Source organism: Agrobacterium genomosp. 13 str. CFBP 6927 (assembly GCA_900012615.1).
Lineage (GTDB): Bacteria > Pseudomonadota > Alphaproteobacteria > Rhizobiales > Rhizobiaceae > Agrobacterium.
Genome location: LT009756.1, coordinates 1,316,174 through 1,341,519 on the forward strand (window position 1 = coordinate 1,316,174; position 25,346 = coordinate 1,341,519).

At 59.1% G+C, this 25,346-nt stretch carries 24 protein-coding genes; 20 read left to right on the forward strand and 4 right to left on the reverse strand.

What is annotated here, in order from left to right; genetic code table 11:
* Window positions 1-119: 119 nt before the first annotated feature.
* The 11 genes from bamA to AGR13A_RS06595 all read left to right on the forward strand — a co-directional run bounded on the left by bamA (window position 120) and on the right by AGR13A_RS06595 (window position 10,689).
* The gene (bamA, locus tag AGR13A_RS06545; protein ID WP_035217504.1) at window positions 120-2,444 is read left to right on the forward strand and encodes an outer membrane protein assembly factor BamA; all 2,325 of its coding nucleotides are present in this window, start codon (window positions 120-122) and stop codon (window positions 2,442-2,444) included.
* A gap of 49 nt (window positions 2,445-2,493) precedes the next feature.
* Window positions 2,494-3,561 (forward strand): UDP-3-O-(3-hydroxymyristoyl)glucosamine N-acyltransferase, encoded by a 1,068-nt coding sequence (lpxD, locus tag AGR13A_RS06550; RefSeq protein WP_080834277.1) that lies wholly within the window; start codon window positions 2,494-2,496, stop codon window positions 3,559-3,561.
* Complete coding sequence (gene fabZ, locus AGR13A_RS06555; protein WP_003521400.1) at window positions 3,554-4,021, forward strand: 3-hydroxyacyl-ACP dehydratase FabZ; 468 nt, start codon at window positions 3,554-3,556, stop codon at window positions 4,019-4,021. The genes lpxD and fabZ overlap by 8 nt, the downstream gene beginning before the upstream one ends.
* Window positions 4,018-4,833 (forward strand): acyl-ACP--UDP-N-acetylglucosamine O-acyltransferase, encoded by an 816-nt coding sequence (gene lpxA, locus AGR13A_RS06560; RefSeq protein ID WP_080834279.1) that lies wholly within the window; start codon window positions 4,018-4,020, stop codon window positions 4,831-4,833. The genes fabZ and lpxA overlap by 4 nt, the downstream gene beginning before the upstream one ends.
* A gap of 3 nt (window positions 4,834-4,836) precedes the next feature.
* Window positions 4,837-5,718, forward strand: a complete 882-nt coding sequence (locus AGR13A_RS06565; protein ID WP_035217500.1) for an LpxI family protein — start codon at window positions 4,837-4,839, stop codon at window positions 5,716-5,718.
* Window positions 5,715-6,899 (forward strand): lipid-A-disaccharide synthase, encoded by a 1,185-nt coding sequence (gene lpxB / locus AGR13A_RS06570; RefSeq protein WP_080834281.1) that lies wholly within the window; start codon window positions 5,715-5,717, stop codon window positions 6,897-6,899. Before AGR13A_RS06565 ends, lpxB begins: the two co-directional genes overlap by 4 nt.
* A gap of 165 nt (window positions 6,900-7,064) precedes the next feature.
* Window positions 7,065-7,775: a GntR family transcriptional regulator gene (locus tag AGR13A_RS06575; RefSeq protein ID WP_080834283.1), complete on the forward strand. Its 711-nt coding sequence runs from the start codon at window positions 7,065-7,067 to the stop codon at window positions 7,773-7,775.
* Between the two features lie 6 nt (window positions 7,776-7,781).
* Window positions 7,782-8,567 carry a transporter substrate-binding domain-containing protein gene (locus AGR13A_RS06580; protein WP_059752807.1) on the forward strand — a complete coding sequence of 262 codons (786 nt, stop codon included), beginning with the start codon at window positions 7,782-7,784 and terminating at the stop codon, window positions 8,565-8,567.
* Between the two features lie 82 nt (window positions 8,568-8,649).
* Window positions 8,650-9,321, forward strand: a complete 672-nt coding sequence (locus AGR13A_RS06585; protein WP_080834285.1) for an amino acid ABC transporter permease — start codon at window positions 8,650-8,652, stop codon at window positions 9,319-9,321.
* Window positions 9,318-9,977 (forward strand): amino acid ABC transporter permease, encoded by a 660-nt coding sequence (locus AGR13A_RS06590; RefSeq protein WP_059752809.1) that lies wholly within the window; start codon window positions 9,318-9,320, stop codon window positions 9,975-9,977. The genes AGR13A_RS06585 and AGR13A_RS06590 overlap by 4 nt, the downstream gene beginning before the upstream one ends.
* Window positions 9,955-10,689 carry an amino acid ABC transporter ATP-binding protein gene (locus AGR13A_RS06595; RefSeq protein ID WP_035217484.1) on the forward strand — a complete coding sequence of 245 codons (735 nt, stop codon included), beginning with the start codon at window positions 9,955-9,957 and terminating at the stop codon, window positions 10,687-10,689. The genes AGR13A_RS06590 and AGR13A_RS06595 overlap by 23 nt, the downstream gene beginning before the upstream one ends.
* A 77-nt stretch (window positions 10,690-10,766) precedes the next feature.
* On the opposite strand, the gene gltA is transcribed toward AGR13A_RS06595, so the two are convergent.
* Complete coding sequence (gltA, locus tag AGR13A_RS06600; RefSeq protein ID WP_003502585.1) at window positions 10,767-12,056, reverse strand: citrate synthase; 1,290 nt, start codon at window positions 12,054-12,056, stop codon at window positions 10,767-10,769.
* Between the two features lie 189 nt (window positions 12,057-12,245).
* Window positions 12,246-12,527, reverse strand: a complete 282-nt coding sequence (locus AGR13A_RS25100) for a hypothetical protein (protein ID WP_308400237.1) — start codon at window positions 12,525-12,527, stop codon at window positions 12,246-12,248.
* Between AGR13A_RS25100 and AGR13A_RS06605 the strand changes: the two genes are divergently transcribed.
* The gene (locus AGR13A_RS06605; RefSeq protein ID WP_308400228.1) at window positions 12,423-14,795 is read left to right on the forward strand and encodes a ComEC/Rec2 family competence protein; all 2,373 of its coding nucleotides are present in this window, start codon (window positions 12,423-12,425) and stop codon (window positions 14,793-14,795) included. The two genes, AGR13A_RS25100 and AGR13A_RS06605, sit on opposite strands and share 105 nt — an antisense overlap.
* 17 nt (window positions 14,796-14,812) lie before the next feature.
* Here AGR13A_RS06605 and AGR13A_RS06610 read toward each other — a convergent pair whose 3' ends face one another.
* Together AGR13A_RS06610 and lexA are read right to left on the reverse strand one after the other, a co-directional pair.
* On the reverse strand, window positions 14,813-15,490 hold the full coding sequence (locus tag AGR13A_RS06610; RefSeq protein WP_080834290.1) for a glutathione S-transferase family protein: 678 nt from the start codon (window positions 15,488-15,490) through the stop codon (window positions 14,813-14,815).
* 438 nt (window positions 15,491-15,928) lie between these two features.
* Window positions 15,929-16,651 (reverse strand): transcriptional repressor LexA, encoded by a 723-nt coding sequence (gene lexA, locus AGR13A_RS06615; protein ID WP_035217477.1) that lies wholly within the window; start codon window positions 16,649-16,651, stop codon window positions 15,929-15,931.
* 210 nt (window positions 16,652-16,861) lie between these two features.
* Between lexA and AGR13A_RS06620 the strand changes: the two genes are divergently transcribed.
* From AGR13A_RS06620 to AGR13A_RS06655, 8 genes are all read left to right on the forward strand, one after another.
* Entirely contained in the window at window positions 16,862-17,746 is an 885-nt protein-coding gene (locus AGR13A_RS06620) for a VOC family protein (protein WP_080834292.1), read from the forward strand.
* Window positions 17,746-18,591, forward strand: a complete 846-nt coding sequence (gene kdsA / locus AGR13A_RS06625; protein ID WP_080834294.1) for a 3-deoxy-8-phosphooctulonate synthase — start codon at window positions 17,746-17,748, stop codon at window positions 18,589-18,591. Before AGR13A_RS06620 ends, kdsA begins: the two co-directional genes overlap by 1 nt.
* A gap of 150 nt (window positions 18,592-18,741) precedes the next feature.
* Window positions 18,742-20,016 carry a phosphopyruvate hydratase gene (gene eno / locus AGR13A_RS06630; protein ID WP_035217470.1) on the forward strand — a complete coding sequence of 425 codons (1,275 nt, stop codon included), beginning with the start codon at window positions 18,742-18,744 and terminating at the stop codon, window positions 20,014-20,016.
* A 342-nt stretch (window positions 20,017-20,358) separates the two neighbouring features.
* Complete coding sequence (locus AGR13A_RS06635) at window positions 20,359-20,676, forward strand: FtsB family cell division protein (RefSeq protein ID WP_004441601.1); 318 nt, start codon at window positions 20,359-20,361, stop codon at window positions 20,674-20,676.
* A 153-nt stretch (window positions 20,677-20,829) separates the two neighbouring features.
* On the forward strand, window positions 20,830-21,873 hold the full coding sequence (gene pdhA, locus AGR13A_RS06640) for a pyruvate dehydrogenase (acetyl-transferring) E1 component subunit alpha (protein ID WP_035262411.1): 1,044 nt from the start codon (window positions 20,830-20,832) through the stop codon (window positions 21,871-21,873).
* Between the two features lie 17 nt (window positions 21,874-21,890).
* Window positions 21,891-23,312, forward strand: a complete 1,422-nt coding sequence (locus tag AGR13A_RS06645) for a pyruvate dehydrogenase complex E1 component subunit beta (RefSeq protein ID WP_080834296.1) — start codon at window positions 21,891-21,893, stop codon at window positions 23,310-23,312.
* Window positions 23,313-23,326: 14 nt separating this feature from the next.
* The gene (locus AGR13A_RS06650; protein ID WP_080834298.1) at window positions 23,327-24,685 is read left to right on the forward strand and encodes a pyruvate dehydrogenase complex dihydrolipoamide acetyltransferase; all 1,359 of its coding nucleotides are present in this window, start codon (window positions 23,327-23,329) and stop codon (window positions 24,683-24,685) included.
* 12 nt (window positions 24,686-24,697) lie between these two features.
* Complete coding sequence (locus AGR13A_RS06655) at window positions 24,698-25,342, forward strand: SGNH/GDSL hydrolase family protein (RefSeq protein ID WP_080834300.1); 645 nt, start codon at window positions 24,698-24,700, stop codon at window positions 25,340-25,342.
* Window positions 25,343-25,346 lie beyond the last annotated feature (4 nt).

The window sequence follows — 25,346 nt, forward strand, 5'->3', positions numbered from 1 at the left end:
CGAAGTAAACAGAATTTAACGTTCTGACTTGCTTGTAGGGGAAAAGCAGGTAAAACGACGCACATGGCCGGAGTCGGGTTCCGCCCGCTGAGGGACAACGTAAAAAGGTAAGAATTGAAATGAAGGCTGGTTCAAGATTTTTGAACGCTGTGTCGGCGGTTGCGCTGTCTGCTGGTGTTTCTTCGGTTGCGGGCCTTGGCGTGCTTGCCTCTGCTGGTGCGGCAAATGCAGCTGTTATCAGCAAGATCGATGTTCGCGGGGCTGAGAGGTCCGGCGCGGACTCCGTGCGTTCCAACATCACCATTGCGCCGGGTAAGAACTTTTCCAATTCGGACATCGATGAATCGGTAAAGCGTCTTTACGCTACCGGTTACTTCTCGAATGTCTCCATGCGCGTTTCCGGCAGCACGCTGGTCGTGACCGTCAATGAAAACCAGCTCGTCAACCAGGTGGTCTTCAACGGCAACCGCAAGATCAAGGACGACAAGCTCGCCGGAATCGTGCAGACCCAGTCGCTCGGCCCGTTCAATCAGGCAATTGTGACCGCCGATATTGCGCGCATCAAGGAAGCCTATGCCGCGATCGGCCGCAGCGACGTCGAAGTCACCACCCAGACAGTGTCTGTCGGTCAGGGTCGCGTGAACATCGCTTTCGTTATCAACGAAGGTGAGCGCACGAAGATCGGTCGCATCGATTTCGTCGGCAACAATGCCTATAGCGATGGCCGTCTGGCTGCCGTCATCAATACCAAGAAGTCCAACATGCTGTCGTTCCTGACGCGCAAGGACGTCTACAACGAGGACAAGCTGCGCGCCGACGAAGAGGCGCTGCGCCAGTTCTATTACAACCGCGGTTATGCCGACTTCCGGGTCGTGTCGTCCGATGCTGTGCTGGACGAGTCCAAGAACGAATACACCATCTCCATCACGGTGGATGAAGGCAAGAAGTACGACTTCGGTAACGTTGCCGTCGAATCGACCGTTCCGGGTGTTGATGGTTCTGAATTGCAGGGCCTCGTTGAAACCCGCCAAGGCGCGAGCTACAGCGCCAAGGAAGTTCAGCAGAGCATGGAAGCGATTTCCAAGCGCGTTGCCGGCGAAGGTTATCCTTTCGCCCGCGTAACGCCGCGCGGCGACCGCGACATGGCCGGCAACACCATCGGCGTGACCTATATCGTCGACCAGGGCGAACGCGCCTATGTCGAGCGTATCGAAATCCGCGGCAACACCCGTACGCGTGACTATGTCATTCGTCGCGAATTCGATATTTCCGAAGGCGATGCTTTCAACCAGACCGTCATCACTGCGGCAAAGCGCCGCCTTGAGGCGCTCGGTTACTTCTCGAAGGTCAACATCTCGACCGCCGGCGGCAGCGCGCCTGACCGCGTCGTGATCGTTGTCGACGTTGAGGATCAGTCGACCGGTTCGTTCGGTATCGGTGCGGGTTACTCTCAGAACGACGGCGTGCTGCTCGAAGCATCCATCGAAGAGAAGAACTTCCTCGGTCGCGGCCAGTACATCCGTCTCGCCGCCGGTGCTGGCGAAGATGATGCGCGCAGCTACACGCTGTCCTTCACCGAGCCTTATTTCCTTGGCTACCGTCTGGCCGCAGGTTTCGACCTGTTCAAGAGCCAGAGCCGCAGCGAAGACTACTATGACTACGACGAGCAAGGCTTCGCGCTGCGTGTGACCGCGCCGATCACCGAAGACCTCTCGACGACGTTTAAGTACACCTACAAGCAGCTGAACTACGACGGTGAGGGCGATTGGGAAAGCGGCAGCAATCTTGCCGAGCCCTATAAGGCTCTGATCCGTGGTGGTGACTGGACACAGTCCATCATCTCGAACACGCTGAACTACAATACGCTCGACGACCGCAACATGCCGCGTGAAGGCTGGCAGGCGGCCCTGACGAACGAATTTGCAGGCCTCGGCGGCGATTCCGAATACTACAAGATCTACGCCAAGGCGCGCTTCTACTACACGCTGTCGGACGAGTACGATGTCATCGGCTCGATCACCGGTCAGGCGGGTCACGTTGTTCCGACGGGCGACAATCTGCTGGTGTTCGATCAGTTCAAGTTCGGCGGCCGTCAGGTTCGCGGCTTCAAGAACGATGGTATCGGTCCGCGCATTGGCAACGACTCCATCGGCGGCACGACCTACTTCGCTGCTTCCGCTGAAGTCACGGCCCCGATGCCTGGCGTTCCCGAAGATTTCGGTCTGCGTCTGGCTGGCTTCGTCGATGCCGGTACGCTGTATGGCAACAAGGTCGCCAACAGTGCAGGTGTGAAGGACGACAACTCCATCCGCGCATCCGCCGGTATCGGTGTGATGTGGGCGTCGCCTTTCGGCCCGATCCGCGTCGACTACGCCGTTCCGATCGCCAAGGAAGACTACGACGAGGAACAGCGTTTCCGGTTTGGCATGTCCAACACTTTCTGATATCGGCAGTCCAGAACTGCAACTTTGAACGTTCTGGAGTTTCCGGCTGATGGAATACAACGCCTTTTTTCCGCCCCACGAGGGACTGCGATTGAAAGATATCGCAGACCGTTTTGGGGCGGAACTGTCTGAAGATGCGGCGGGAGAGCGGATCATCAGGTCCGTCGCGCCGGTCTATCGGGCAAAGCCCGACCAGCTCTGCTATATTCTCTCCCGCAAGAACCGCGACGAATTGCTGACTTGCGAGGCAGGCGCCGTGATTTGCGACGTGGCGCTGAAGAATATGCTTCCGCCCCATATACCGGCCCTGATATCGAAAAATCCGCATACGCTTTTTGCGCAGGTGGGTGCCTTGCTGCATCCGGCCGCCATGCGTCCCGCAACGATTGCGCCGATGGAAGGTGAAATTTCCAGTGCCGCGCATGTCGATCCTTCCGCGAAGCTGGAAGCGGGCGTGATCGTCGAGCCGCTCGCGGTCATCGGCGCTGGTGCCCACATTGGTGCTGGTACCCGGATTGGTCCCGGCGTCATCATCGGGCCCGATGTGCAGGTGGGGCGCGATTGCACCATTGCCGGTGGCGCGAGCATCCTTGCTTCTCTCCTCGGCAACAACGTGATTATCCATAACGGCGCCCGCATCGGTCAGGACGGTTTCGGTTATGCGCCCGGTCCGCGCGGCATGCTGAAGATCGTCCAGATCGGCCGGGTCATCATTCAGGACAATGTCGAGATCGGTGCCAACACCACGATCGATCGCGGCACCATGGATGACACCGTTATCGGCGAAGGCACCAAGATCGACAACCAGGTCCAGATCGGCCACAACGTCCGCATCGGCCGCCATTGCGGCATCGTCAGCAAGGTTGGCATTGCGGGCAGCACCCGCATCGGTGACGGTGTGATGATTGGCGGCGCGGCAGGCATCAATGGCCATATCAACATCGGCGACGGCGTGCAGATCGCCGCGATGAGCGGTGTGGTCGCGGACGTGCCGGCAGGCGCGCGCTATGGCGGAACGCCCGCGCGTCCGATGAAATATTTCCTGCGCGACATGGCCGAAATTCTGGCGCGCGCTGAAGGGCGTGATAAAAAAACAGGAGAAAAAAACGATGACTGAAGAAACGAAGACGGCGCTGGGCGCGGCTGACATTCTGGAAGTCATGAAGCTTCTGCCGCATCGTTACCCATTCTTGCTGATCGACAAGATCATCGAGATCGATGGTAACAACTCGGCGATCGGCATCAAGAACGTCACGGTCAACGAACCGCATTTCACCGGCCATTTTCCGGACCGGCCGATCATGCCGGGCGTTCTGATCGTCGAAGCCATGGCCCAGACGGCAGGCGCGATCTGCGCTCGCAGCCAGGGCGAGGGTGGTCACCTGGTTTATTTCATGACAATCGACAATGCGCGTTTCCGCAAGCCCGTGATCCCCGGCGATCGTCTGGAAATCCATGTCGTCAAGCAGCGCCAGCGCGGTAATGTCTTTAAATTCCATTGCGAGGCGAAGGTGGATGGCGCGCTGGTGGCGGAAGCCGATGTTGGCGCCATGATGATCCCCGAGGACCAGCAATGAGCACGATTGCCGCCTCGGCCAGAATTCACCCGACGGCCGTGATCGAAGACGGCGCGGTGATCGGTGAAAATGTCGTCATCGGTGCGCTGAGCTATGTCGGTGCGAAAGTCACGTTGCATGACGATGTCCGGCTGCACAATCACGCCGTTGTTTCCGGTCGGACCGTCATCGGCCGTGGTTCGGTCATCCATCCCATGGCGGTCATCGGCGGTACGCCGCAGGCTATTCGCCACGATGGCTCGGAAACGACGCTCGAGATCGGTGAGCGCTGCGTCATGCGCGAAGGCGTGACGATGAACGCCGGCAGTTCCGACGGCAGCAGCAAGACGATTATCGGCGACGATAATCTCTTCCTCGCCAATTCGCATGTGGCGCATGATTGCCGCCTTGGCAGCCATATCGTGCTGTCCAACAATGTCATGCTGGCGGGCCATGTCACCATCGAGGATCGCGCCATTCTGGGCGGTGGCTGCGCCGTGCATCAATTCACCCGCATCGGTCGTCAGGCCTTTATCGGCGGGCTTTCGGCGGTCAATTACGATGTCATTCCCTATGGCATGCTGAACGGCAATCCCGGTATTCTCGGCGGGCTCAATGTGGTCGGCATGACACGCGCTGGTATCGACCGTGCTGATATCCACAAGGTCAGGCGTGTCTACAAGGCGATTTTCGAGGCCGAAGGCACGATCCGAGGCAATGCGGCGGCCATCGACCGTAATGACTATCTGGATTGCCCGCAGGCGCTTGAAGTCATCGATTTCATCGGTGCGGATAGCGACCGCGCGATCTCTTCGCCCAACCGGGGCAAGTGAGCCGTGACAGGCGGCGGGCGTCTCGCCATTGTGGCCGGCAGCGGCCAGCTGCCGCTCTATGTGGCGGCCGCCGCCCGTGAGATGGGCGAAAACCCTTTCATTGTGCGGTTGCGCGATGATTCCCGCTTTGACTGGACCGGTTTCGACAATGCCGTGATCAGTGTCGGGGACGTCGCCGGGCTTGGTCGTCTGCTGCGTGAAAATCAGGTGGACCGCGTCGTGTTGTCCGGCGCCGTGGCGCGGCGTCCGGAGTGGCGGGAAATCCGTCCCACGCTGGGCATAGTGCTGAAACTGCCGTCCATCGTTCGCACCCTGCTTTCCAGCGGGGATGATGCCGTTTTGCAGATGGTCATCAAGGTAATCGGTACGCTCGGCGCGAAGGTGATCGGTGCCCACGAGATCGCACCTGGCCTGCTGGCGACGATCGGTGCTTTCGGTGCACAAAATCCTTCCGAGGATGATCTGCGCGATATACGCAAGGCTGCTCAGGCGGCTCTTGCTCTTGGCTCGCTCGATGTCGGGCAGGGCGCAGTCTCCGTCGGTGGCCGCATCGTCGCACTGGAGGGCGTGGAAGGCACGGACGCCATGCTGGCGCGCGTTGCGGCATTGCGCACCGAGGGCCGCATCTCGCCCCGCCGCAAGGGTGTGCTGGTGAAGCTCTGCAAGCCGCAGCAGGATGTCCGTGCAGACCTGCCGACCATCGGCGTCGAAACGGTGGAGAACGCGCAGAAGGCCGGGCTGGCGGGCATCGCAGTCGAAGCGGGACGGGCGCTGGTGCTCGACCGTGACGAGATGTTGAAAGCAGCCGATCAGGCGGGCATATTCGTCTGCGGCATCGATACGTCACTCGGTGAGGACATGCTGGGCGGAGATATGAAGCGATGACGGCAACGTTGAAAGTGGCGGTCATAGCCGGCGAGGTTTCCGGCGATCTTCTGGGTGCAGATCTGATCAGGTCGCTCAAAACCCGGTATGAGGGATCCATCGAGCTGATGGGCGTGGGCGGCGAGGCGCTGGAGTCGCAAGGTCTGGCATCGCTGTTCGATTATTCCGAACTCTCCATCATGGGCTTCACGCAGGTCCTCAAGAAACTGCCGAAACTCATTTCGCGGATCAACCAGACTGCCGAGGCGATCATCGCCGCAAGACCGGATGTTCTGCTGATTATCGACAGTCCGGACTTCACCCATCGCGTTGCGAAAAAAGTCCGCAAACAATTGCCGCATCTTCCGGTCGTCAATTATGTCTGCCCCAGTGTCTGGGCATGGAAGGAATATCGCGCCACCGCGATGTTATCCTATGTCGATCACGTTCTCGCCCTGCTTCCTTTTGAGCCGGAGGCGATGCGGCGTCTCGGCGGCCCACCGACAACCTTTGTCGGCCATCGCCTCAGCGTCGATAAAGATGTGCTTTCCGTGCGGGCGAAGCGGGCGGAACGGTCGCTTCCTGCCCAAGGCGAACCGAAAACCATTCTTCTCCTGCCGGGGTCGCGCTCCACCGAAACGACGCGGTTGATGGAACCGTTTCAGGAGGCCGCAAAAGCTTTTGTGGAACGCAACGGCCCGACCCGGTTTCTGCTTCCCACCGTACCGCGCCAGGAAAGCCGCATCCGCGAATTGGCGGCGGCATGGCCGCAGGACATCAGGCCCGAGATCGGCAGCGATTCTGTTTTCAAGTGGAGTGCCTTTGCTGAGGCTGATGCGGCGATTGCAGCGTCCGGCACCGTCATTCTCGAACTGGCACTTGCCGGCGTACCGACGATCTCGGTTTACAAGACCGACTGGATTTTCACCATGCTGAGCAAGCGGGTGAAAACCTGGACCGGGGCGTTACCGAACCTGATTGCCGATTATGCCGTCGTGCCGGAATATTTCAACGAGGTTGTGCGTGCGGGCTCGATGCTGCGTTGGGCCGAGCGGCTGTCATCCGACACCACCGAGCGGCGGGCAATGCTGGAGGGTTATGCTCTGGTGCAGAAACGTTTACGCACAGATGTGCCTCCGGGCGAAACCGGTGCGCGCATTCTTCTCGACGTCCTGAAGAACAAGGCTCGTCCTTCGGCATAATCATTTCAATTCTTTCTTCCCGACAGGCTGCCGTCCTGCTGCCGATGCGGGCAGGCGAGGGGTCGATTTTACTGCATTTGATCGTTAGGACGGCAAGCCGCTGATCATCAGGCGGTTGGCAGCCCATGAATTTCCGTCTGGCACACCTCTTGCTTTCAATCTTGTATGCAAGATAGCCATACATCCGAAAGCGCCCAGAGCGCGGTAGAAGACGCCATCATCTCCGGCATTCTTTCCGCCCGCATCCGTCCGGGAACCCGCCTCAGCGAGAACCAGCTCGCCAGCCTTTTCAGCGTGTCGCGCACACGCATCCGCGAAGCGATGATGCGACTGGAGACGCGCGGCATCGTCACCGTCAGCCCGCGCCGGGGCTGGTTCGTGGTGGAACCTTCCGCCGAAGAATCCATCAAGGTTTATGAGGCGCGGCGCATCATCGAATATGGGCTCTTGCGCAATCTTTCCGGCGTTAGCGCCGAAGGGATCGCCATTCTTGTCGATCATCTCGATGAGGAGAAGGCGGCGATTGCCAAAGGCGACCGCCAGCGCCTGACCTGCCTGATGGGCGATTTCCACATCCGCATCGCTGAAATCGCCGGAAACGACATCATCGTCGAAACGCTGCGCGACCTGACGGCCAGAACCATTCTCATTTCCATGCTCTATCAGTCCGATTTCCATGCGCAGCAGTCGCATGACGGACATTGCCGCATCTTCGAGGCGATCAAGGCGGCCGATTTCCACGCCGCCGCCGAACTCGCCATCCGTCATCTCGACGAGGTCGAAACCGGTCTCGATCTCACCCGCAGGCCGGACCCGCTCTACGAGCTTCGCAACTCCCTTTCATTGCAGCCTCTTTCCCCAAGCCCCAAGGAGTAATTCCCAATGTTTTCCAGACGTTCATTGCTTGCCATTGCCGCGATTTCCGCAACCCTTGGTTTTTCGCCCGCAGCCTTTGCCGATGCGCTCGGTGATATCACCTCCCGCGGCACGATCCGCGTTGCCGTCCCGCAGGATTTCCCGCCCTTTGGCAGCGTCGGCACGGATATGGCCCCTCAGGGCTACGATATCGACGTCGCCAATCTGATCGGCGAGAAGCTGGGCGTGAAGGTCGAACTCGTACCGGTCACCAGCGCCAACCGCGTTCCCTATCTGCAGACCAATAAGGTCGATCTCGTCATTTCGAGCCTCGGCAAGAACCCGGACCGTGAAAAGGTCATCGACTTCTCCACCGCCTATGCACCTTTCTTCAACGGCGTGTTCGCTCCGGATTCGGTTGCCGTCACCAAGGCGGAAGATTTGTCCGGCAAGACCATCGGTGTCACCCGTGGCGCCGTCGAGGATCTGGAGCTGACGAAGGTGGCGCCTGCCGATACGACCATCAAGCGTTATGAGGACAATAACGGCACGATCTCCGCCTTCCTCGCCGGCCAGGTGGAAGCCGTGGCCACGGGCAATGTCGTGGCCGCCGCCATTCTCGCCAAGAACCCGCCAAAGCGCCCCGAGCTGAAGTTCCTGATCAAGAATTCGCCCTGCTATATCGGCCTGAACAAGGAGCAGCCGGCGCTTCTGGAAAAGGTCAACGCCATCATCGCCACCGCAAAGACCGATGGTTCGCTGAACACGATCGCGCAGAAATGGCTGAAAACCGACCTGCCCAAGGATCTCTGAGCAACCCGGCAAAATGCATGCACCGGCCCTGCCTTGAGGCGGGACCGGCGCATGGTTTGTCCTCGCCGAAAGGAAGCATCGGGTGAAATACACATTCGATTTTGGATGGCTTCTCGATTATTACCCGCAGATCGCCAAAGGCATCGACGTTACGCTGGAATTGATTGCCATTGGCGGCGTTCTCGGCATCGCACTCGGCATTGTCTGCGCCTGGGTGCGCGCACTCGGGCCCAAATGGCTGCGGCCGCCGGTCGCGACCTATGTGGAGCTCATTCGCAATACGCCATTCCTCATACAATTGTTTTTTATCTTTTTCGGCCTGCCGTCGCTTGGCCTGCAATTGTCGGAACTGACCGCCGCCAATATCGCCATGGTGGTCAATCTCGGGGCATATAGCTGCGAAATCATCCGCGCCGGTATTCAGGCGACGCCGAAGGGGCAGTTTGAGGCAGGGGCAAGCCTTGCCATGACCCGCTTCGAAACCTTCCGGCATGTGGTTCTGGTTCCCTCGCTGCAACGCATCTGGCCCGCTCTTTCATCGCAGGTGGTGATCGTCATGCTCGGCTCGTCGGTCGTCTCGCAGATCGCCGCCGAGGATTTGACCTTTGCCGCCAATTTCATCCAGTCGCGCACGTTCCGCGCCTTCGAAGCTTATATGGTCTCCACCGTCATTTATCTCGTGCTGGCCATCCTTCTCCGGCAGGTGCTTGTCATGGGCGGCAACCTCATCTTTCCGCGCAGGAGTGTCCGATGATCGAATTCTCCACCTGGGATATTCTCAGAAACCTGCTGCTCGCCACGCGCTGGACCGTGCTGCTGTCGCTCGTCTCCTTCGTCGGCGGCGGCATGGTGGCGCTGCTTCTGCTGTTCATGCGCATTTCCCGAAAAAAATCGATGCGGGTTTTTGCGCGCTATTATGTCGAGCTTTTTCAGGGCACGCCGCTTTTGATGCAGCTCTTCATCGCCTTTTTCGGCCTCGGCCTGTTCGGCATCGATGTGCCGGCCTGGCTGGCGGCGGGCCTGACGCTGATCCTGTGGGCAGCGGCCTTCCTCACCGAAATCTGGCGCGGCTGCGTGGAATCCGTCGCCAAGGGCCAATGGGAGGCATCGGCGAGCCTTGCCATGGGACGCCTGCAGCAGATGCGTTATGTCATCCTGCCGCAGGCCATGCGGGTCGCCATTCCCCCGACCGTCGGTTTCTTCGTGCAGGTCATCAAGGGAACGGCCGTGACCTCGATCATCGGTTTCGTGGAACTGTCCAAGGCCGGCACGGTCGTCACCAACGCCACCTTCCAGCCCTTCACCGTTTATGGCCTCGTCGCCCTCATCTATTTCGCGCTGTGCTGGCCTCTGTCGAAGAGCAGCCAGATCCTCGAAAGGAAGCTCAATGTCGCTCATCGAAATCACTGAAGTCCGCAAAAGCTATGGCAGCAACGAGGTACTGAAGGGCATCAACCTCGATGTGGAGCCCGGTGAGGTCATCGCCATCATCGGCAAGAGCGGATCGGGAAAATCGACCCTACTTCGCTGCATCAACGGGCTGGAGACGATTTCGGCCGGTTCCATATCGGTCGCCGGCGCGCAGCTTCTCGAAGACGATCTGCATCTCAAAGCCCTGCGGTTGAAGGTCGGCATGATCTTCCAGCAGTTCAATCTCTTCCCGCACCAGACCGTCGGCGGCAACGTCATGCTGTCGCAGACCGTGGTGAAGAAGACCCCAAAGCCGGAAGCGGAAGCCGTTGCCCGCAAGATGCTGGAACGGGTCGGGCTGGCGCATAAATTCGATGCCTATCCCGATGAATTGTCCGGCGGCCAGCAGCAGCGCGTCGCCATTGCCCGCGCGCTTGCCATGCAGCCAATCGCGCTGCTGTGCGATGAGATCACCTCGGCGCTCGATCCCGAACTCGTCGCGGAAGTGCTGGCCGTGGTGCGTGAACTTGCCGCTGAAGGCATGACGCTCCTGATGGTGACGCATGAAATGAAATTTGCGCGCGACGTCTGCTCCCGCGTCGTCTTCATGCATGAGGGCAGGGTGCATGAAATAGGCCCGCCGGAAGAGGTCTTCTCCAATCCCGCAACACCGGAACTGAAGCAGTTCCTGGGCGTCGCTGCGCGCCACTAAGGAAACTATTCTAACGCCCAACAAAAAGGCCGGCTGGTGAAAACCTGCCGGCCTTTGATTTTATGGGGTTTCGCGGCTTAGCGCTTGGAAACCGGAACGTAGTCGCGCTTGCCGGCGCCCGTATAGAGCTGGCGTGGACGGCCAATGCGCTGCTGCGGATCTTCGATCATTTCGTTCCACTGTGCGATCCAGCCGACGGTGCGGGCAAGAGCGAAGAGAACGGTGAACATGGTCGTGGGGAAACCGAGCGCCTTCAGCGTGATGCCCGAATAGAAGTCGACATTCGGGTAAAGCTTCTTTTCGACGAAGTAGGGGTCGGAAAGAGCGATCTTTTCCAGTTCCAGCGCGACCTGCATGATCGGATCGTCGGAGTTGCCGGTGGCTTCCAGCACTTCGTACATCGTCTTCTGCATGATCTTGGCGCGCGGGTCGTAGTTTTTGTAGACGCGGTGGCCGAAGCCCATCAGGCGGAACGGATCGTTCTTGTCCTTGGCGCGGGCGATATATTCCGGAATACGGTCAACCGTGCCGATTTCGTTGAGCATGTTGAGCGCCGCTTCGTTGGCGCCACCGTGAGCCGGGCCCCAGAGGCAGGCGATGCCAGCCGCGATACAGGCGAACGGGTTCGCACCCGACGAACCGGCAAGACGCACCGTGGAGGTGGAGGCGTTCTGCTCGTGATCGGCATGCAGGATGAAGATGCGGTCCATGGCGCGGGCCAGAACCGGATCGACCTTGTAATCCTCGCAGGGCACGGCAAAGCACATGTGCAGGAAGTTGGAGGCGTAATCGAGGTCGTTCTTCGGGTAAACGAAGGGCTGGCCGATATGGTACTTGTAGGCCATGGCGGCGATCGTCGGCATTTTCGCAATCATGCGAAGCGAAGCGACCATGCGCTGGTGCGGATCGGTAATGTCGGTCGAGTCGTGATAGAAGGCCGAAAGAGCGCCGACCGTACCGCACATGACGGCCATCGGATGCGCGTCGCGGCGATAGCCGGTGAAGAAGCGGCTCATCTGCTCATGCACCATGGTGTGGCGCGTGACTCGGGTGTCGAAATCCTTCTTCTGAGCCGCGGTCGGCAGTTCGCCGTAAAGCAGCAGGTAGCAGGTTTCCAGGAAGTCGCCCTGTTCGGCGAGCTGCTCGATGGGGAAACCACGATGCAGGAGAACGCCCTCGTCACCGTCGATATAGGTGATCTTGGATTCGCAGGAGGCCGTCGACGTGAAACCCGGGTCATAAGTGAAAGAGCCCGTGTGCTTGTACAGCGTGGCGATATCGACGACGCTTGGTCCAATCGTGCCTTCCCTGACCGGGAGTTCGACCTGTTTTTCGCCAAGTGTCACTGTAGCGCTTTTTTCCGTCATACTGATCCTCCGAAAACATGCGGGTGGGGGCGTTGAGACACGCCCCGCGGTTAAGCGTCTACCGATTAGCTATATGATCCTTGCGCCGATGCCAAGCTATCCGAAGGTCAAATTGTGCATTGCGGCAAAAGCAATCCCGTTGCTTTGGGCTTTCGTGGCGATAGCAATTCAATCTCGGTCAACGCAGGGTTAAAGGAAAGGATTGCAATCCCTCACGCGTGCCTGCAAATCTGTTTCCGGTGCGGCAAGGGGCGGCGCAAATTGCTTGGTCAAGGGGAAAAACAGCATTTCCGGTATGCCGAAACGTTGCAGGGCGACTTGCCCGGCACGCGGGATATTCTGCTTCCCCTTCGTCGGACGAGCGACATTGCGACATATGGCACGCCAGCCATTATTCCCCGGCAAAATCTCAAAAACTCTGTCACCGGAAAAATTGCCATATGGGTCGCTGAAGAGCGCGCTTTTGGCCATGATTTTCTTTTTATTCCCGTTCTCATCGGCTGCGGCGCAGTTCTGTGGTTTTCTCTCGACGTCACGCCCTCGTCGTCCGTTCTGGCGATCGCATTTTTGCTTGTCGCGGGCCTGGCGCTCCTCGTCAGATATACCCCCGGCTTCATGTCGACGGCTTGCGGCCTTTGCGCTTTTGTTTTGCTCGGCATGCTTCTGGCCGATTTTGAAACCCGGCGGGCCGGAACCGTGGTGCTGGATACGCCCGTCACCACTACCATCACCGGCACGGTTGCGCGCCGGGAGGTTGATGCGCGCGGTTCCTGGCGATATGTGGTTCGGCTGACCGCGACGGAGGCGCCGGTTTTGTCTCGTCCGCCACAGATGATTTCCGTGTTATCGCGCGGCAGGGGTGAACCGGCGGCACTGGGCGCCACCATCAGCGGCAAAGTGCGCCTCTCGCCGCCGTCCGGCCCCGCCTTGCCGGGATTGAACGACTTTGCCTTCGCATCCTATTTCAAGGGAATAGGCGCCACCGGTTTCTTTTATAAGCCACCGCAGACGCTTCCGTCGCCTGCGGGGGACATCAAGGCCGAGGCGGGCTGGCTCGAATGGGCGGATATGTGGCTTTACGGACTTCGCAGCGCCATTGCGGAACGTATTCGCTCCACCATCGGCGGTGATGCCGGCGCTTTCGCCGCCTCCATCGTCACCGATGAGAGACAGGCAATCTCGGCGGAAACGATGGAGGCTTTGCGGCTCTCCGGCCTTGCCCATATCGTTGCGATATCCGGGCTCAACATGGCGCTGGCGTCAGGCATTTTCTTCGTTGGCCTGAGATTGGCCTTCAGCCTGTTTCCGGGCTTTGCGCAGCGTTGGCCGGTCAAGAAGATCGCGGCCTTTGCAGCACTGCTGATGACACTCGCCTATTACCTCATTTCCGGTTTTGCCGTCTCCGCCGAACGCGCATGGTTGATGATGTCGGTGATGCTGATCGCGGTTCTTTTCGACCAGCCGTCTCTCAGCCTGAGAAATGTTGCCCTTTCCGCTCTGGTCATTCTGGCTTTCTCGCCATCGGAAATCATGGGGCCGAGTTTCCAGATGTCATTTGCGGCCACCATAGCGCTTGTTTCTGCTTATGCCGCCTGGAACCGCTGGCGAACCGAGCGGGATCGGCTGCTGGTCGGGCGCAAGCCCGCCTGGATGACGGTGCTGGAAATGGCAGGTGCCGTCATTGGTGGTGTTGTCACGACATCGCTGATCGGCGGCCTTTCGACGGCGATCTATTCCGCCGAACATTTTCATCGTGTCACCACCTATGGACTTTTTGCCAATCTGGCTGCCATGCCGTTGATGTCGCTGATTGTCATGCCGTTCGGTCTTCTCGCGATGCTGCTGATGCCCTTCGGGCTCGATGCGCATTTCCTGAAGATCATGGGTTATGGCATGGCTCTTGTCATCGAGGTCGCCAATGAGGTGGCGTCATGGGGTGGCAGCGCGGCGACGGGGCGGCCGCATGGGTGGTTTATCGGTCTCGCCACAGCGGGTTTCCTGCTGCTGACTTTGCTGCGCAGCCGGCTTGCCCTTCTCGGCATACCGATCCTGCTTTTCGCCTTCGGCCTGTCAGCTCTGACCCCTCGTTATCCTCCTCATCTCCTGGTGCACGAGGACGGCCAGCTGGTGGCCATGCTGGAGGACGGCAAGGTCTTCACGACAAGAGCGCGGCCGCCGGACTTTGTGTATGGCCAGTGGCAAAGGGCGCTGCTGCTGCCGGAAAAACCCGTGCCGCCAATGGTCGTGGAACCGGAGCTTAGGGTAAGCACTGCCGGCTTGGCGCCGAAAACGAAGCTCCCACCCAAAGAGATTGCGGTGGTGACGAAAGAGATGACGGCGGCGCTGAGGGACGCCAAGGCTGGCGTCTTCACCTGCAGAAAAGGCATATGGTGCGTGGCCCGCGCCGGCAGCGGCGAGTGGATCATCGTTCTGGAGGATGGCCGCTTTGCCGGAACAGCCTGTGATATCGCCGATATTGTCATCGTTTCCCGCCGAACTTCGTTTTCACAGTGCCGCTCCGGCGCGCTGCTTCTCAATCGAGACATATTGCGACGTATCGGTTCGGTGGAAATAGATTTTGCCAATATGGATCAGGCAGGCGTGGTGAAACGGCTGCGCGCCGCAATATCCGGAACGGACAGGCCATGGAGCGAACATCGTTATTACGACTGGAAAAGCGGCCGTTTCGATCATGACGTGCCGGACGCCGTCAACAGGCTGCTGGCGACGTCAGAGTGAGCCGCCAGCGTGGTTCATCATGCCCTGGCGCGCAGATCTTCGATCACGTCGCTGATCCCGCCAATTTCTTCTTCATGCGCCGTGTCACGCCAGGTTTCCTTCAAGCCGGCCTCGTACCATTCACGCATCGCGGGCAGGGCGAGCAGCCTTTCGCAATAGCTCCTGGCCGCGGGTGAAAGATCGGCGCCATAGCTCTGGAAACGGAACGCCACCGGGCAGAAAAAGGCGTCGACCGCCGTGAATTTCGCGCCGGCGAGATATGGTCCACCGAATTTTGCAAGGCCTTCGCTCCACAGCGCGTCAATTCGCTTGATATCGGCGGCAAGCCCGGCATCACCGCCCTTCGGTTTTGCCCTGATCCCGACAGACATGGGATAGAGATTGCGCAGCGAAGAAAAGCCGGCATGCATTTCACTTGCCGCCGACCGTGACCAGGCCCGTGCCTGCTTGTCGCTCGCCCAGACCCCCTGATGTCTTTCAGCAAGATATTCAGCGATCGAAAGCGTTTCCCACACCATGAAGCCGTCATCGACAAGGCACGGCACCTTGCCGGTTGGTGAAAAGGAGGAGAAGGAAATTCCTTCACCGAACGGAATGAGTTTTTCAGTGAAGGCGATACCCAGCGTGCGCATCAGCACCCACGGCCGCAACGACCATGAAGAATAGTTCTTATTCGCTATATAAAGATCGTACATGGCGTATCTCCCTGATATGACGCGCATTTTTATACCTGCCGGACGTCCGTGGAATATCGAAAATAATCCATGGCTCCCATAAGCCGTATTGATGAATGATCAGGTAAGGGCATGGACGGCAACGTCTCGCAAATATCACCGACCGGAGACAACTGAAAAATCACCAATCGACCGACGGCGCAAATGCAACTTCGCGAGGGCTTGGCGAGAATTCAAGGGCTGAATGCGGCAGGACAGACCTATGTCGTCATACTAGCAAAACGGAAAATCAGCATGAAACTGTAGCCAGTGTCGGAAGGCATCAAGCATCGCCCGCGTCAGTCACATACCACCGCGCGCATTCAAATCATGCCATGCTTCAGGCAGTCCTCACCTCTCATACAGGCGTCATCATCAAGACGACGCCTGTTGAAACCGGATGACATCCGGCCCATCGGGTCAATGATAACGGCGGATCAGTCCAACCAGCTTGCCTTGGATTTTCACCCGATCCGGTCCGAAGATGCGGGTCTCATAAGCGGGGTTCGCAGCCTCGAGTGCGATGGAGGCGCCCTTGCGGCGGAAGCGCTTCAGCGTCGCCTCCTCGTCATCCACCAATGCCACAACGATATCGCCCGGATTGGCTGTATTGCCATTGCGGATAATGACGGTGTCGCCGTCAAAAATACCGGCCTCGATCATCGAATCGCCCTTGACCTCAAGCGCGTAATGTTCGCCGGTGCCCAGCATATCCACCGGCACGGCAACGTCGTGGGTATTGTTCTGGATGGCGGAAATCGGCACGCCGGCGGCGATACGGCCCATGACCGGCACGGTAACGGCCCCGCCAAGATCATTGGCTGGTGCCTTGGGGGCAGGGGTCGGTTCCGGCGTCTTCGGCTTGCCGAGGCTGCCTTCGATGACGCTCGGCGAAAAGCCGCGCTGCGGCCTCGCACCTGGCGCATAGGCCTCGGGCAACTTGATGACTTCCAGCGCCCGTGCCCGGTTAGGTAGCCGGCGAATGAATCCGCGCTCTTCGAGGGCAGTGATCAGGCGATGAATGCCGGATTTGGAGGCAAGATCGAGTGCGTCCTTCATTTCATCGAAGGAGGGCGGCACGCCGGACTCTTTCATTCTTTCATGAATGAAGAGAAGCAATTCCTGCTGTTTGCGCGTGAGCATGAGGAAAACACCCTTGAGAATCGTAGTGGAGGTCGCGAAACAAATACAGAACGAACACTATATGTTCCATATGTGTTCCGCAATCCCCTAAAATTTCGTGAAGCTGCTATCTGTTGTTTTGATGATTTGCCTCATCGCACGAAATTGTGCTTTTCTTCGCCTCGAACCGGTGCAGCATGGCCTCCTGTCGCGCCGCCAGCAGGAATGACAATGACGAAACCCTATTGCATCGATCATCTCGTCTTGCCCGTGCAGGCTCTTGCCGTTGCGGAAAAGCGCTATGAAGACCTCGGCTTCACGGTTGCGCCGGAGGCTCTTCATCCCTTCGGGACGCAGAACGCATGCGTTTTTTTCACCGATGGAACCTATCTGGAGCCGTTGGCAATTGCTGATCCGGCTAAATATAATGCCTCCGTGAACCGTGACGATGTGTTCACAGGCAGGGATCGGGCCTTCCGACAGGGTCATGGCAGGGAGGGATTTTCCGCTCTGGTAGCCCGAACCGAGGATGCCTTTGCTGATCATGAGAGATTTGCAGTCTCCGGCCTTTCGGCGGGCGATATCTTTGAATTTTCGCGGCCTGTTCGAATGCCGGACGGTTCGCAAAGCGAGGCGGCATTCCGGCTTGCTTTTGCAGCAGCAAGCGGGACGGCTGCGGATTTCTTTTCGTTCAGCTGTCAGCGGCTTCAGGCGCTGCCGGGTGATCGCACGGCACTGGAGCGCCATGCCAATGGGGTTCTCGGCCTCAGCGAGATCGTTCTGTTTCCAGGAGCCGATCGAAATGCGGCGCGGCTGATCGAAACGGTTTTTCGCTGCAAGGGTGAAATGTCCCCGGATGGTGATATGATTTTCGCAACCGGCAATGCGCGCATCCGATTGGCGGCAAAGCCGGTTTTTGGCGGGCATGGCATGAATGCCAGGGAGTGGGGCGACAGCGGATTGCGCGGCGCGGGCGTCATCTTTTTGTCACACGATCTTGCCGTGACAGAAGCTGTGCTTGCTGCTAATGGCGTGTCCTGCGCAAAAGCGGGCGGCCGCCTGGTGGTGGCAGCAGCACCCGGTCAGGGCGTAACATTCGCCTTCGAGGAAAAATGATGAGCGTTACGAATAATCTCAAAGTCACCGCCGGCGATGGCGCCAGCAAGGTTTCCTTCTCCAATACAGAGCGTTTTTCGCTGATCGCCGGCCCCTGCCAGATGGAAAGCCGCGAGCATGCCTTCATGATCGCCGGTGTCCTGAAGGAGCTTTGCGACAAGCTGGGGATCGGGCTCGTTTATAAGTCGTCCTTCGACAAGGCAAACCGTACCTCGCTTTCCGGCAAGCGCGGCATCGGCCTTGATAGCGCCATGCAGGTTTTTGCCGATCTCAAGAAGGAATTCGGCTTTCCTGTTCTTACCGATATTCACACCGAAGAACAATGCGCCATCGTGTCCGAAGTGGTGGATGTGCTGCAGATTCCGGCCTTTCTCAGCCGCCAGACCGATCTTCTCGTCGCCGCCGCGAAAACCGGCCGCGTCATCAACGTCAAGAAGGGCCAGTTCCTGGCCCCCTGGGACATGAAGAACGTGCTGGCCAAACTCAACGAGAGCGGCAATCCGAATGTGCTTCTGTGCGAGCGCGGCGCCTCCTTCGGTTACAACACGCTTGTTTCCGACATGCGCTCGCTGCCGATCATGGCTTCGCTCGGCGCGCCTGTTGTCTTTGATGCCACCCATTCCGTGCAGCAGCCGGGCGGGCAGGGCGGTTCCACGGGCGGCCAGCGCGAATTCGTTGAGACTCTGGCGCGGGCGGCGGTTGCTGTCGGTGTCGCTGGCCTATTCATCGAGACCCATGAGGACCCGGACAATGCGCCGTCCGACGGCCCCAACATGGTCCATCTGAAGGACATGCCGAAACTGCTGGAAAAGCTGCTCGCTTTCGACGCCATTACCAAAGCCTGAGGGGCGGGGGGCGTTACGGCGGGCACTGTCTGTGCCAATCGATTTTAATGGCGGGCGGGCCGTTTCTGCCGCCCGTCGTCATTGTAATTTCTTCGCCATCGTCTAAGACAGGCGACGGAAAATATCTGTTCCATTCCCAAGGGAGAGACCATGACTGCCATTACCGATATCATCGCGCGCGAAATCCTCGACAGCCGCGGCAACCCGACCGTTGAAGTCGATGTTTACCTGGAAGACGGCTCCATGGGCCGCGCCGCCGTTCCTTCCGGTGCCTCCACGGGCGCGCATGAGGCGGTTGAGCTGCGCGATGGCGGCAAGCGTTATCTCGGCAAGGGCGTGGAAAAGGCGGTTGAAGCCGTCAATACGGAAATCTTCGACGCCATTGGCGGTTTCGATGCCGAAAACCAGATCCAGATCGACCAGACGATGATCGTGCTCGACGGCACGCCGAACAAGTCGCGCATCGGCGCCAACGCCATCCTCGGCGTATCGCTTGCCGTCGCCAAGGCTGCTGCTGAAGCCTCCGGCCTGCCGCTTTACCGTTATGTCGGCGGCCCGAACGCACATCTGCTGCCGGTTCCGATGATGAACATCATCAATGGCGGCGCGCATGCCGATAACCCCATCGACTTCCAGGAATTCATGATCCTGCCGGTTGGCGCGGAAAACATCCGCGAAGCCGTGCGCATGGGTTCTGAAGTGTTCCATACGCTGAAGAAAGAACTGTCTGCACAGGGCCACAACACCAATGTTGGCGACGAAGGCGGTTTTGCGCCGGGTCTGGAAAGCGCGCCGGCAGCACTCGATTTCATCATGAAGTCGATCGAAAAGGCTGGCTACCGTCCGGGCGACGACATGTTCATCGGTCTCGACTGTGCCGCAACCGAATTCTTCAAGAACGGCAATTACGTTTATGAAGGCGAAGGCAAGACCCGTTCGCCGATCGAGCAGGCCGAATATCTGGCCGAACTCGTCGCCAAGTATCCGATCATCTCCGTCGAAGACGGCATGGCTGAAGACGACTGGGACGGCTGGAAGGCTCTGACCGATCTTATTGGCAACAAGTGCCAGCTGGTCGGCGATGATCTTTTCGTCACCAACTCCGCTCGCCTTCGTGATGGTATCAAGATGGGCGTTGCAAACTCCATCCTCGTCAAGGTCAACCAGATCGGCTCGCTTTCCGAGACCCTGGATGCGGTTGAGACCGCACACAAGGCTGGTTACACCGCCGTCATGTCGCACCGTTCGGGTGAGACGGAAGACTCCACCATCGCCGATCTCGCTGTTGCGACGAACTGCGGCCAGATCAAGACCGGCTCGCTTGCCCGCTCCGACCGGCTCGCAAAGTACAACCAGCTGATCCGCATCGAAGAAATGCTCGGCCCGCAGGCGGCTTACGCCGGCCGTTCGATCCTGCGCGGGTAATTCCGGCAGTATTGGTTTGTGATGCGGCCCGCCGCCTCGGCGGGCTCATTCAGGGGCGAGCGGTAGCATCCGCATTCCGTCACCCCGGACTTGTCCGGGGTCCAGCGCGATCAAGTCCTTGATCGCGAAAGACTCTCCCCACAGCGCAGACGCGCTGTGGCTGGATGCCGGATCAAGTCCGGCATGACGAGGGTTCTTTTGACGTCGCTGCCATTCTTAGCCCGCCCTCCGGCGGGCTTTTTTGCACCTATTCGCCAAAGACAATTTAAGGTCAACGGATAGTTAAACAATCAGCCTTAATCTCGAGACTCAAGGTTATGCGTTTTAAGGCTTCTCTGCGGCATGTGGACCAGACATCATAAAAAGAGACGATTCGGCCGTTTGATCGTTCCGGCCATCACGATCGCTTTTCTTTCCTATTTCGGCTATCATTCCATCCATGGCGACTTCGGTCTTCAGGCAACGGAGCGGCTGGAGCGGCAGCGTATCACCCGTACTGCGGAGCTTGCAAAGCTGACGCAGGCCCGTGTTGCGCTGGAGCGGCAGGTGGAATTGCTGAGCGATGGCTCGCTCGAGCGGGACATGATCGACGAGATTTCCCGTTACCAGCTGAATATGTCCCGCACGGACGAAATCGTCATCATGAACACATATTTCTAATTAACCTAAATCAAGTTAATTTAACATTTCTGATTTATTCACAGCATCTTAGCGTGAATATGTGCCATGCGTTTAAAGCATTGCTGCATGGCATTTTCTTGCATATGGTACGCGCCACTCTATCCATTCAAACGGCAACTCAGGGAGGGATGAATGGCGCCGCGAAAACCAGCGACCGTATCCGGCCGCAAGACCACGGCAAAGGCCGCAACCGAATTCACCGGCAAGAACAGCCCGGACTTCTCGAAGGAAGAAGAGCTTCACGCTTATCGTGAAATGCTGCTCATCCGCCGTTTCGAGGAAAAAGCCGGCCAGCTCTATGGCATGGGCTTCATCGGTGGTTTCTGTCACCTCTATATCGGTCAGGAAGCTGTCGTCGTCGGCATGCAGATGTCGCAGAAGGAAGGCGATCAGGTTATTACCGCTTACCGCGACCACGGCCACATGCTGGCGCTCGGCATGAGCGCGCGTGGTGTCATGGCCGAGTTGACCGGCCGCAAGGGCGGCCTGTCGAAAGGCAAGGGCGGCTCGATGCACATGTTCTCCAAGGAGAAACATTTCTACGGCGGCCACGGCATCGTCGGCGCGCAGGTTTCGCTCGGAACCGGTCTCGCTTTCGCCAACCGCTATCGCGGCAACGACAATGTCTCCGTAACCTATTTCGGTGACGGCGCCGCCAACCAGGGTCAGGTCTACGAGAGCTTCAACATGGCCGCTCTCTGGAAACTGCCGATCATCTATATCGTTGAAAACAACCGTTACGCCATGGGCACCTCCACCGCCCGCGCCACCGCCCAGTCGAACTATTCGCTGCGCGGCCAGTCCTTCGGCATTCCCGGCATCCAGGTGGATGGCATGGACGTGCGCGCCGTCAAGGCCGCCGCCGATCAGGCGCTGGAACATTGCCGTTCCGGCAAGGGTCCGATCATTTTGGAAATGCTGACCTACCGTTACCGTGGTCACTCCATGTCCGACCCGGCGAAATACCGTTCGAAAGACGAAGTGCAGAAGATGCGCTCCGAACATGACCCGATCGAGCAGGTCAAGGCACGGCTTCTGGAGCAGGGCTGGGCAAGCGAAGACGAACTCAAGGCCATCGACAAGGATGTCCGTGATATCGTCGCCGACAGCGCCGACTTCGCCCAGAACGACCCAGAGCCGGATGTATCCGAGCTCTACACCGACATTCTGCTCTGATCGGGAAAGGGAAACCCATGCCAGTAGAAATTCTTATGCCCGCCCTTTCCCCGACCATGGAGGAAGGCACGCTTTCCAAATGGCTTAAAAAGGAAGGCGACAAGGTCACCTCCGGCGACGTGATCGCCGAGATCGAGACCGACAAGGCGACCATGGAAGTGGAAGCCGTGGATGAGGGCGTCATCGGCAAGCTGCTGATCGATGCCGGCACCGAAGGCGTCAAGGTCAACACGGCTATTGCCGTGCTTCTTCAGGACGGCGAAAGCGCCGACGACATTTCTTCCTCCGCGAAGAAAGAAGAGCCGAAGGCTGAAACCGCAAATTCCGATTCGGATGCGGCCGGCGGCAAGACCCGCGAAGCGACCGAAGAGCCGAGCGCTGCCAAGGAAGTCGCCAAGGTTCCGGCAGCACCGAAGATCGAAGTCGTTGCCGATCCGGACATTCCGGCAGGCACGGAAATGGTGATGACGACGGTGCGTGAAGCGCTGCGCGACGCCATGGCCGAGGAAATGCGCGCCGACGAAAAAGTCTTCGTCATGGGTGAGGAAGTCGCCGAATATCAGGGCGCTTACAAGATCACCCAGGGCCTGTTGCAGGAATTCGGTGAGCGTCGCGTCATCGATACCCCGATCACCGAGCACGGCTTTGCCGGTATCGGCGTCGGTGCGGCGATGACGGGCCTGCGGCCCATCGTCGAATTCATGACGTTCAACTTCGCCATGCAGGCGATCGACCAGATCGTCAACTCGGCGGCAAAGACGCTTTATATGTCGGGTGGCCAGATGGGCGCTCCGATGGTGTTCCGTGGTCCGTCCGGTGCTGCTGCCCGCGTTGGCGCGCAGCATTCGCAATGTTACGCCGCATGGTACAGCCATATTCCGGGCCTCAAGGTCGTCATGCCTTACACGGCAGCCGACGCGAAGGGTCTGCTCAAGGCCGCCATCCGCGATCCGAACCCGGTTATCTTCCTTGAGAATGAAATTCTCTACGGCCAGAGCTTCGAAGTTCCGAAGCTCGATGATTTCGTGCTGCCGATCGGCAAGGCGCGCATTCATCGCAAGGGCAAGGATGCGACCATCGTTTCCTTCGGCATCGGCATGACCTACGCGATCAAGGCGGTTGCGGAACTCGAAAAGCTTGGGCTCGACGTCGAACTGATCGATCTGCGCACCATCCGCCCGATGGATCTGCCCACCGTCATCGAATCGGTCAAGAAGACCGGTCGTCTGGTCACGGTCGAGGAAGGTTTCCCGCAGTCATCGGTCGGTGACTTCATCGCCAACCAGGTCATGCGCGCCGCTTTCGATTATCTCGATGCGCCGATCCTGACGATCGCCGGCAAGGATGTTCCGATGCCTTATGCGGCAAACCTCGAAAAGCTGGCTCTGCCGAACGTCGATGAAGTCGTTCAGGCCGTCAAAACCGTCTGCTACAAGTAAGGGGAGGCGTTTCGATGCCGATAAACATCACCATGCCTGCCCTTTCTCCGACGATGGAAGAGGGCAATCTGGCCAAGTGGCTGGTCAAGGAAGGCGACAAGGTCGCACCCGGTGACGTGATCGCCGAGATCGAGACCGACAAGGCGACCATGGAAGTGGAAGCCGTTGACGAAGGCACGGTCGCCAAGCTGGTCGTTCCGGCAGGCACCGAAGCGGTCAAGGTCAACGCCCTGATCGCCATCCTCGCCGCTGATGGCGAGGATGTGGCCGAAGCGGCAAAGGGCGGCGCAGCTGCTCCCGCCAAGGCCGAGGCTCCGAAGCAGGAAGCTGCAAAGGCCGAAGCGCCGAAGGAAGAATCTGCCCCAGCCAAGGCTGAAAAGCCCGTGGCTGATCAGGCTGCCGCATCGTCCACACCGGCTCCGGTCGCAAAGTCCGGCGAGCGCATCTTCGCTTCGCCGCTTGCCCGCCGTCTCGCAAAGGAAGCCGGTCTCGACCTCTCGGCCGTTTCCGGTTCCGGACCGCATGGCCGTATCGTCAAGACCGATGTGGAAAAGGCCGCCGCTTCCGGCGGTGCGAAGGCCGCGCCGTCTGCTGCTGCATCCGCAGGCGCACCGGCTCCGGCCCTCGCCAAGGGCCAGTCGGACGAAGCCGTTCTCAAGCTGTTCGAACAGGGTTCTTACGAGCTGGTGCCGCATGACGGCATGCGTAAGGTCATCGCCAAGCGTCTGGTCGAATCCAAGCAGACGGTTCCGCATTTCTACGTTTCCGTGGATTGCGAGCTCGATACGCTTCTGGCGCTGCGCGCCCAGCTCAATGCGGCTGCCCCCGAAAAGGACGGCAAGCCGGCCTACAAGCTGTCGGTCAACGACATGGTCATCAAGGCGCTGGCTCTTGCCCTGCGCGATGTGCCTGACGCCAACGTCTCCTGGACGGAAAGCGCCATGGTCAAGCACAAGCATTCGGATGTCGGCGTTGCCGTTTCCATTCCGGGTGGCCTGATCACGCCGATCATCCGCAAGGCGGAAGAGAAGTCGCTCTCCACCATCTCCAACGAGATGAAGGACTACGGCAAGCGCGCCAAGGAGCGCAAGCTGAAGCCCGAGGAATATCAGGGCGGTACGACCGCCGTGTCCAACATGGGCATGATGGGCGTGAAAAGCTTCTCCGCCGTCATCAACCCGCCGCATGCCACCATCCTGGCGGTCGGTGCGGGTGAAGAACGCGCTGTCGTGAAGAATGGCGAGATCAAGATCGCCAACGTCATGACGGTCACGCTCTCCACCGACCACCGCTGCGTCGATGGCGCGCTCGGAGCCGAACTGATCGGTGCCTTCAAGCGCTATATCGAAAACCCGATGGGCATGCTGGTTTGATCGGAGCGTGACATGGTGAAATCGGTCCTCTGCTTTGGCGATTCCCTGACCTGGGGATCAGATGCGGAAACGGGTGGCCGTCACAGCCATGACGACCTTTGGCCGAGCGTCTTGCAAAAGGCGCTCGGTCCCGACGTGCACGTGATCCACGAAGGTCTTGGTGGCCGTACTACCGCCTATGACGATCTGACGGCCGATTGTGATCGCAATGGCGCAAGGCTTCTGCCGACGCTGCTGCACAGCCATGCGCCGCTTGATCTCGTCATCATCATGCTCGGCACCAACGACATGAAACCGTCTATCCACGGATCGGCCATTGTCGCCATGAAGGGTATCGAGCGACTGGTGAAACTCACGCGCAATCACGTCTGGCAAGTCGCTGACTGGGAAGCGCCGGATGTTCTGATCGTCGCGCCGCCGCAGCTTTGCGAAACGGCAAACCCCATGATGGGGGCGATCTATCGCGATGCGATCGATGAATCGGCCATGCTGGCTTCGGTTTACCGGGACCTTGCCGACGACCTCGATTGCGGTTTTTTCGATGCCGGCTCCGTTGCCCGCACGACGCCGGTGGACGGCGTTCATCTCGATGCTGAAAACACGCGGGCCATCGGCCGCGGGCTGGAGCCCGTCGTCCGCATGATGCTCGGACTTTGACAAT

Coding starts and splice junctions, on each gene's coding strand:
- AGR13A_RS06590 (WP_059752809.1), top strand. CDS start 9,318: ATGATCGAATTCTCCACCTGGGATATTCTCAGAAACCTGCTGCTCGCC.
- kdsA (WP_080834294.1), top strand. CDS start 17,746: ATGAGCGTTACGAATAATCTCAAAGTCACCGCCGGCGATGGCGCCAGC.
- AGR13A_RS06645 (WP_080834296.1), top strand. CDS start 21,891: ATGCCAGTAGAAATTCTTATGCCCGCCCTTTCCCCGACCATGGAGGAA.
- AGR13A_RS06575 (WP_080834283.1), top strand. CDS start 7,065: ATGCAAGATAGCCATACATCCGAAAGCGCCCAGAGCGCGGTAGAAGAC.
- AGR13A_RS06655 (WP_080834300.1), top strand. CDS start 24,698: ATGGTGAAATCGGTCCTCTGCTTTGGCGATTCCCTGACCTGGGGATCA.
- gltA (WP_003502585.1), bottom strand. CDS start 12,056: ATGACGGAAAAAAGCGCTACAGTGACACTTGGCGAAAAACAGGTCGAA.
- lexA (WP_035217477.1), bottom strand. CDS start 16,651: ATGCTCACGCGCAAACAGCAGGAATTGCTTCTCTTCATTCATGAAAGA.
- pdhA (WP_035262411.1), top strand. CDS start 20,830: ATGGCGCCGCGAAAACCAGCGACCGTATCCGGCCGCAAGACCACGGCA.
- fabZ (WP_003521400.1), top strand. CDS start 3,554: ATGACTGAAGAAACGAAGACGGCGCTGGGCGCGGCTGACATTCTGGAA.
- AGR13A_RS06595 (WP_035217484.1), top strand. CDS start 9,955: ATGTCGCTCATCGAAATCACTGAAGTCCGCAAAAGCTATGGCAGCAAC.
- AGR13A_RS06635 (WP_004441601.1), top strand. CDS start 20,359: ATGTGGACCAGACATCATAAAAAGAGACGATTCGGCCGTTTGATCGTT.
- AGR13A_RS25100 (WP_308400237.1), bottom strand. CDS start 12,527: ATGGCCAAAAGCGCGCTCTTCAGCGACCCATATGGCAATTTTTCCGGT.
- AGR13A_RS06580 (WP_059752807.1), top strand. CDS start 7,782: ATGTTTTCCAGACGTTCATTGCTTGCCATTGCCGCGATTTCCGCAACC.
- lpxB (WP_080834281.1), top strand. CDS start 5,715: ATGACGGCAACGTTGAAAGTGGCGGTCATAGCCGGCGAGGTTTCCGGC.
- lpxD (WP_080834277.1), top strand. CDS start 2,494: ATGGAATACAACGCCTTTTTTCCGCCCCACGAGGGACTGCGATTGAAA.
- bamA (WP_035217504.1), top strand. CDS start 120: ATGAAGGCTGGTTCAAGATTTTTGAACGCTGTGTCGGCGGTTGCGCTG.
- AGR13A_RS06610 (WP_080834290.1), bottom strand. CDS start 15,490: ATGTACGATCTTTATATAGCGAATAAGAACTATTCTTCATGGTCGTTG.
- AGR13A_RS06650 (WP_080834298.1), top strand. CDS start 23,327: ATGCCGATAAACATCACCATGCCTGCCCTTTCTCCGACGATGGAAGAG.
- eno (WP_035217470.1), top strand. CDS start 18,742: ATGACTGCCATTACCGATATCATCGCGCGCGAAATCCTCGACAGCCGC.
- AGR13A_RS06620 (WP_080834292.1), top strand. CDS start 16,862: ATGACGAAACCCTATTGCATCGATCATCTCGTCTTGCCCGTGCAGGCT.
- lpxA (WP_080834279.1), top strand. CDS start 4,018: ATGAGCACGATTGCCGCCTCGGCCAGAATTCACCCGACGGCCGTGATC.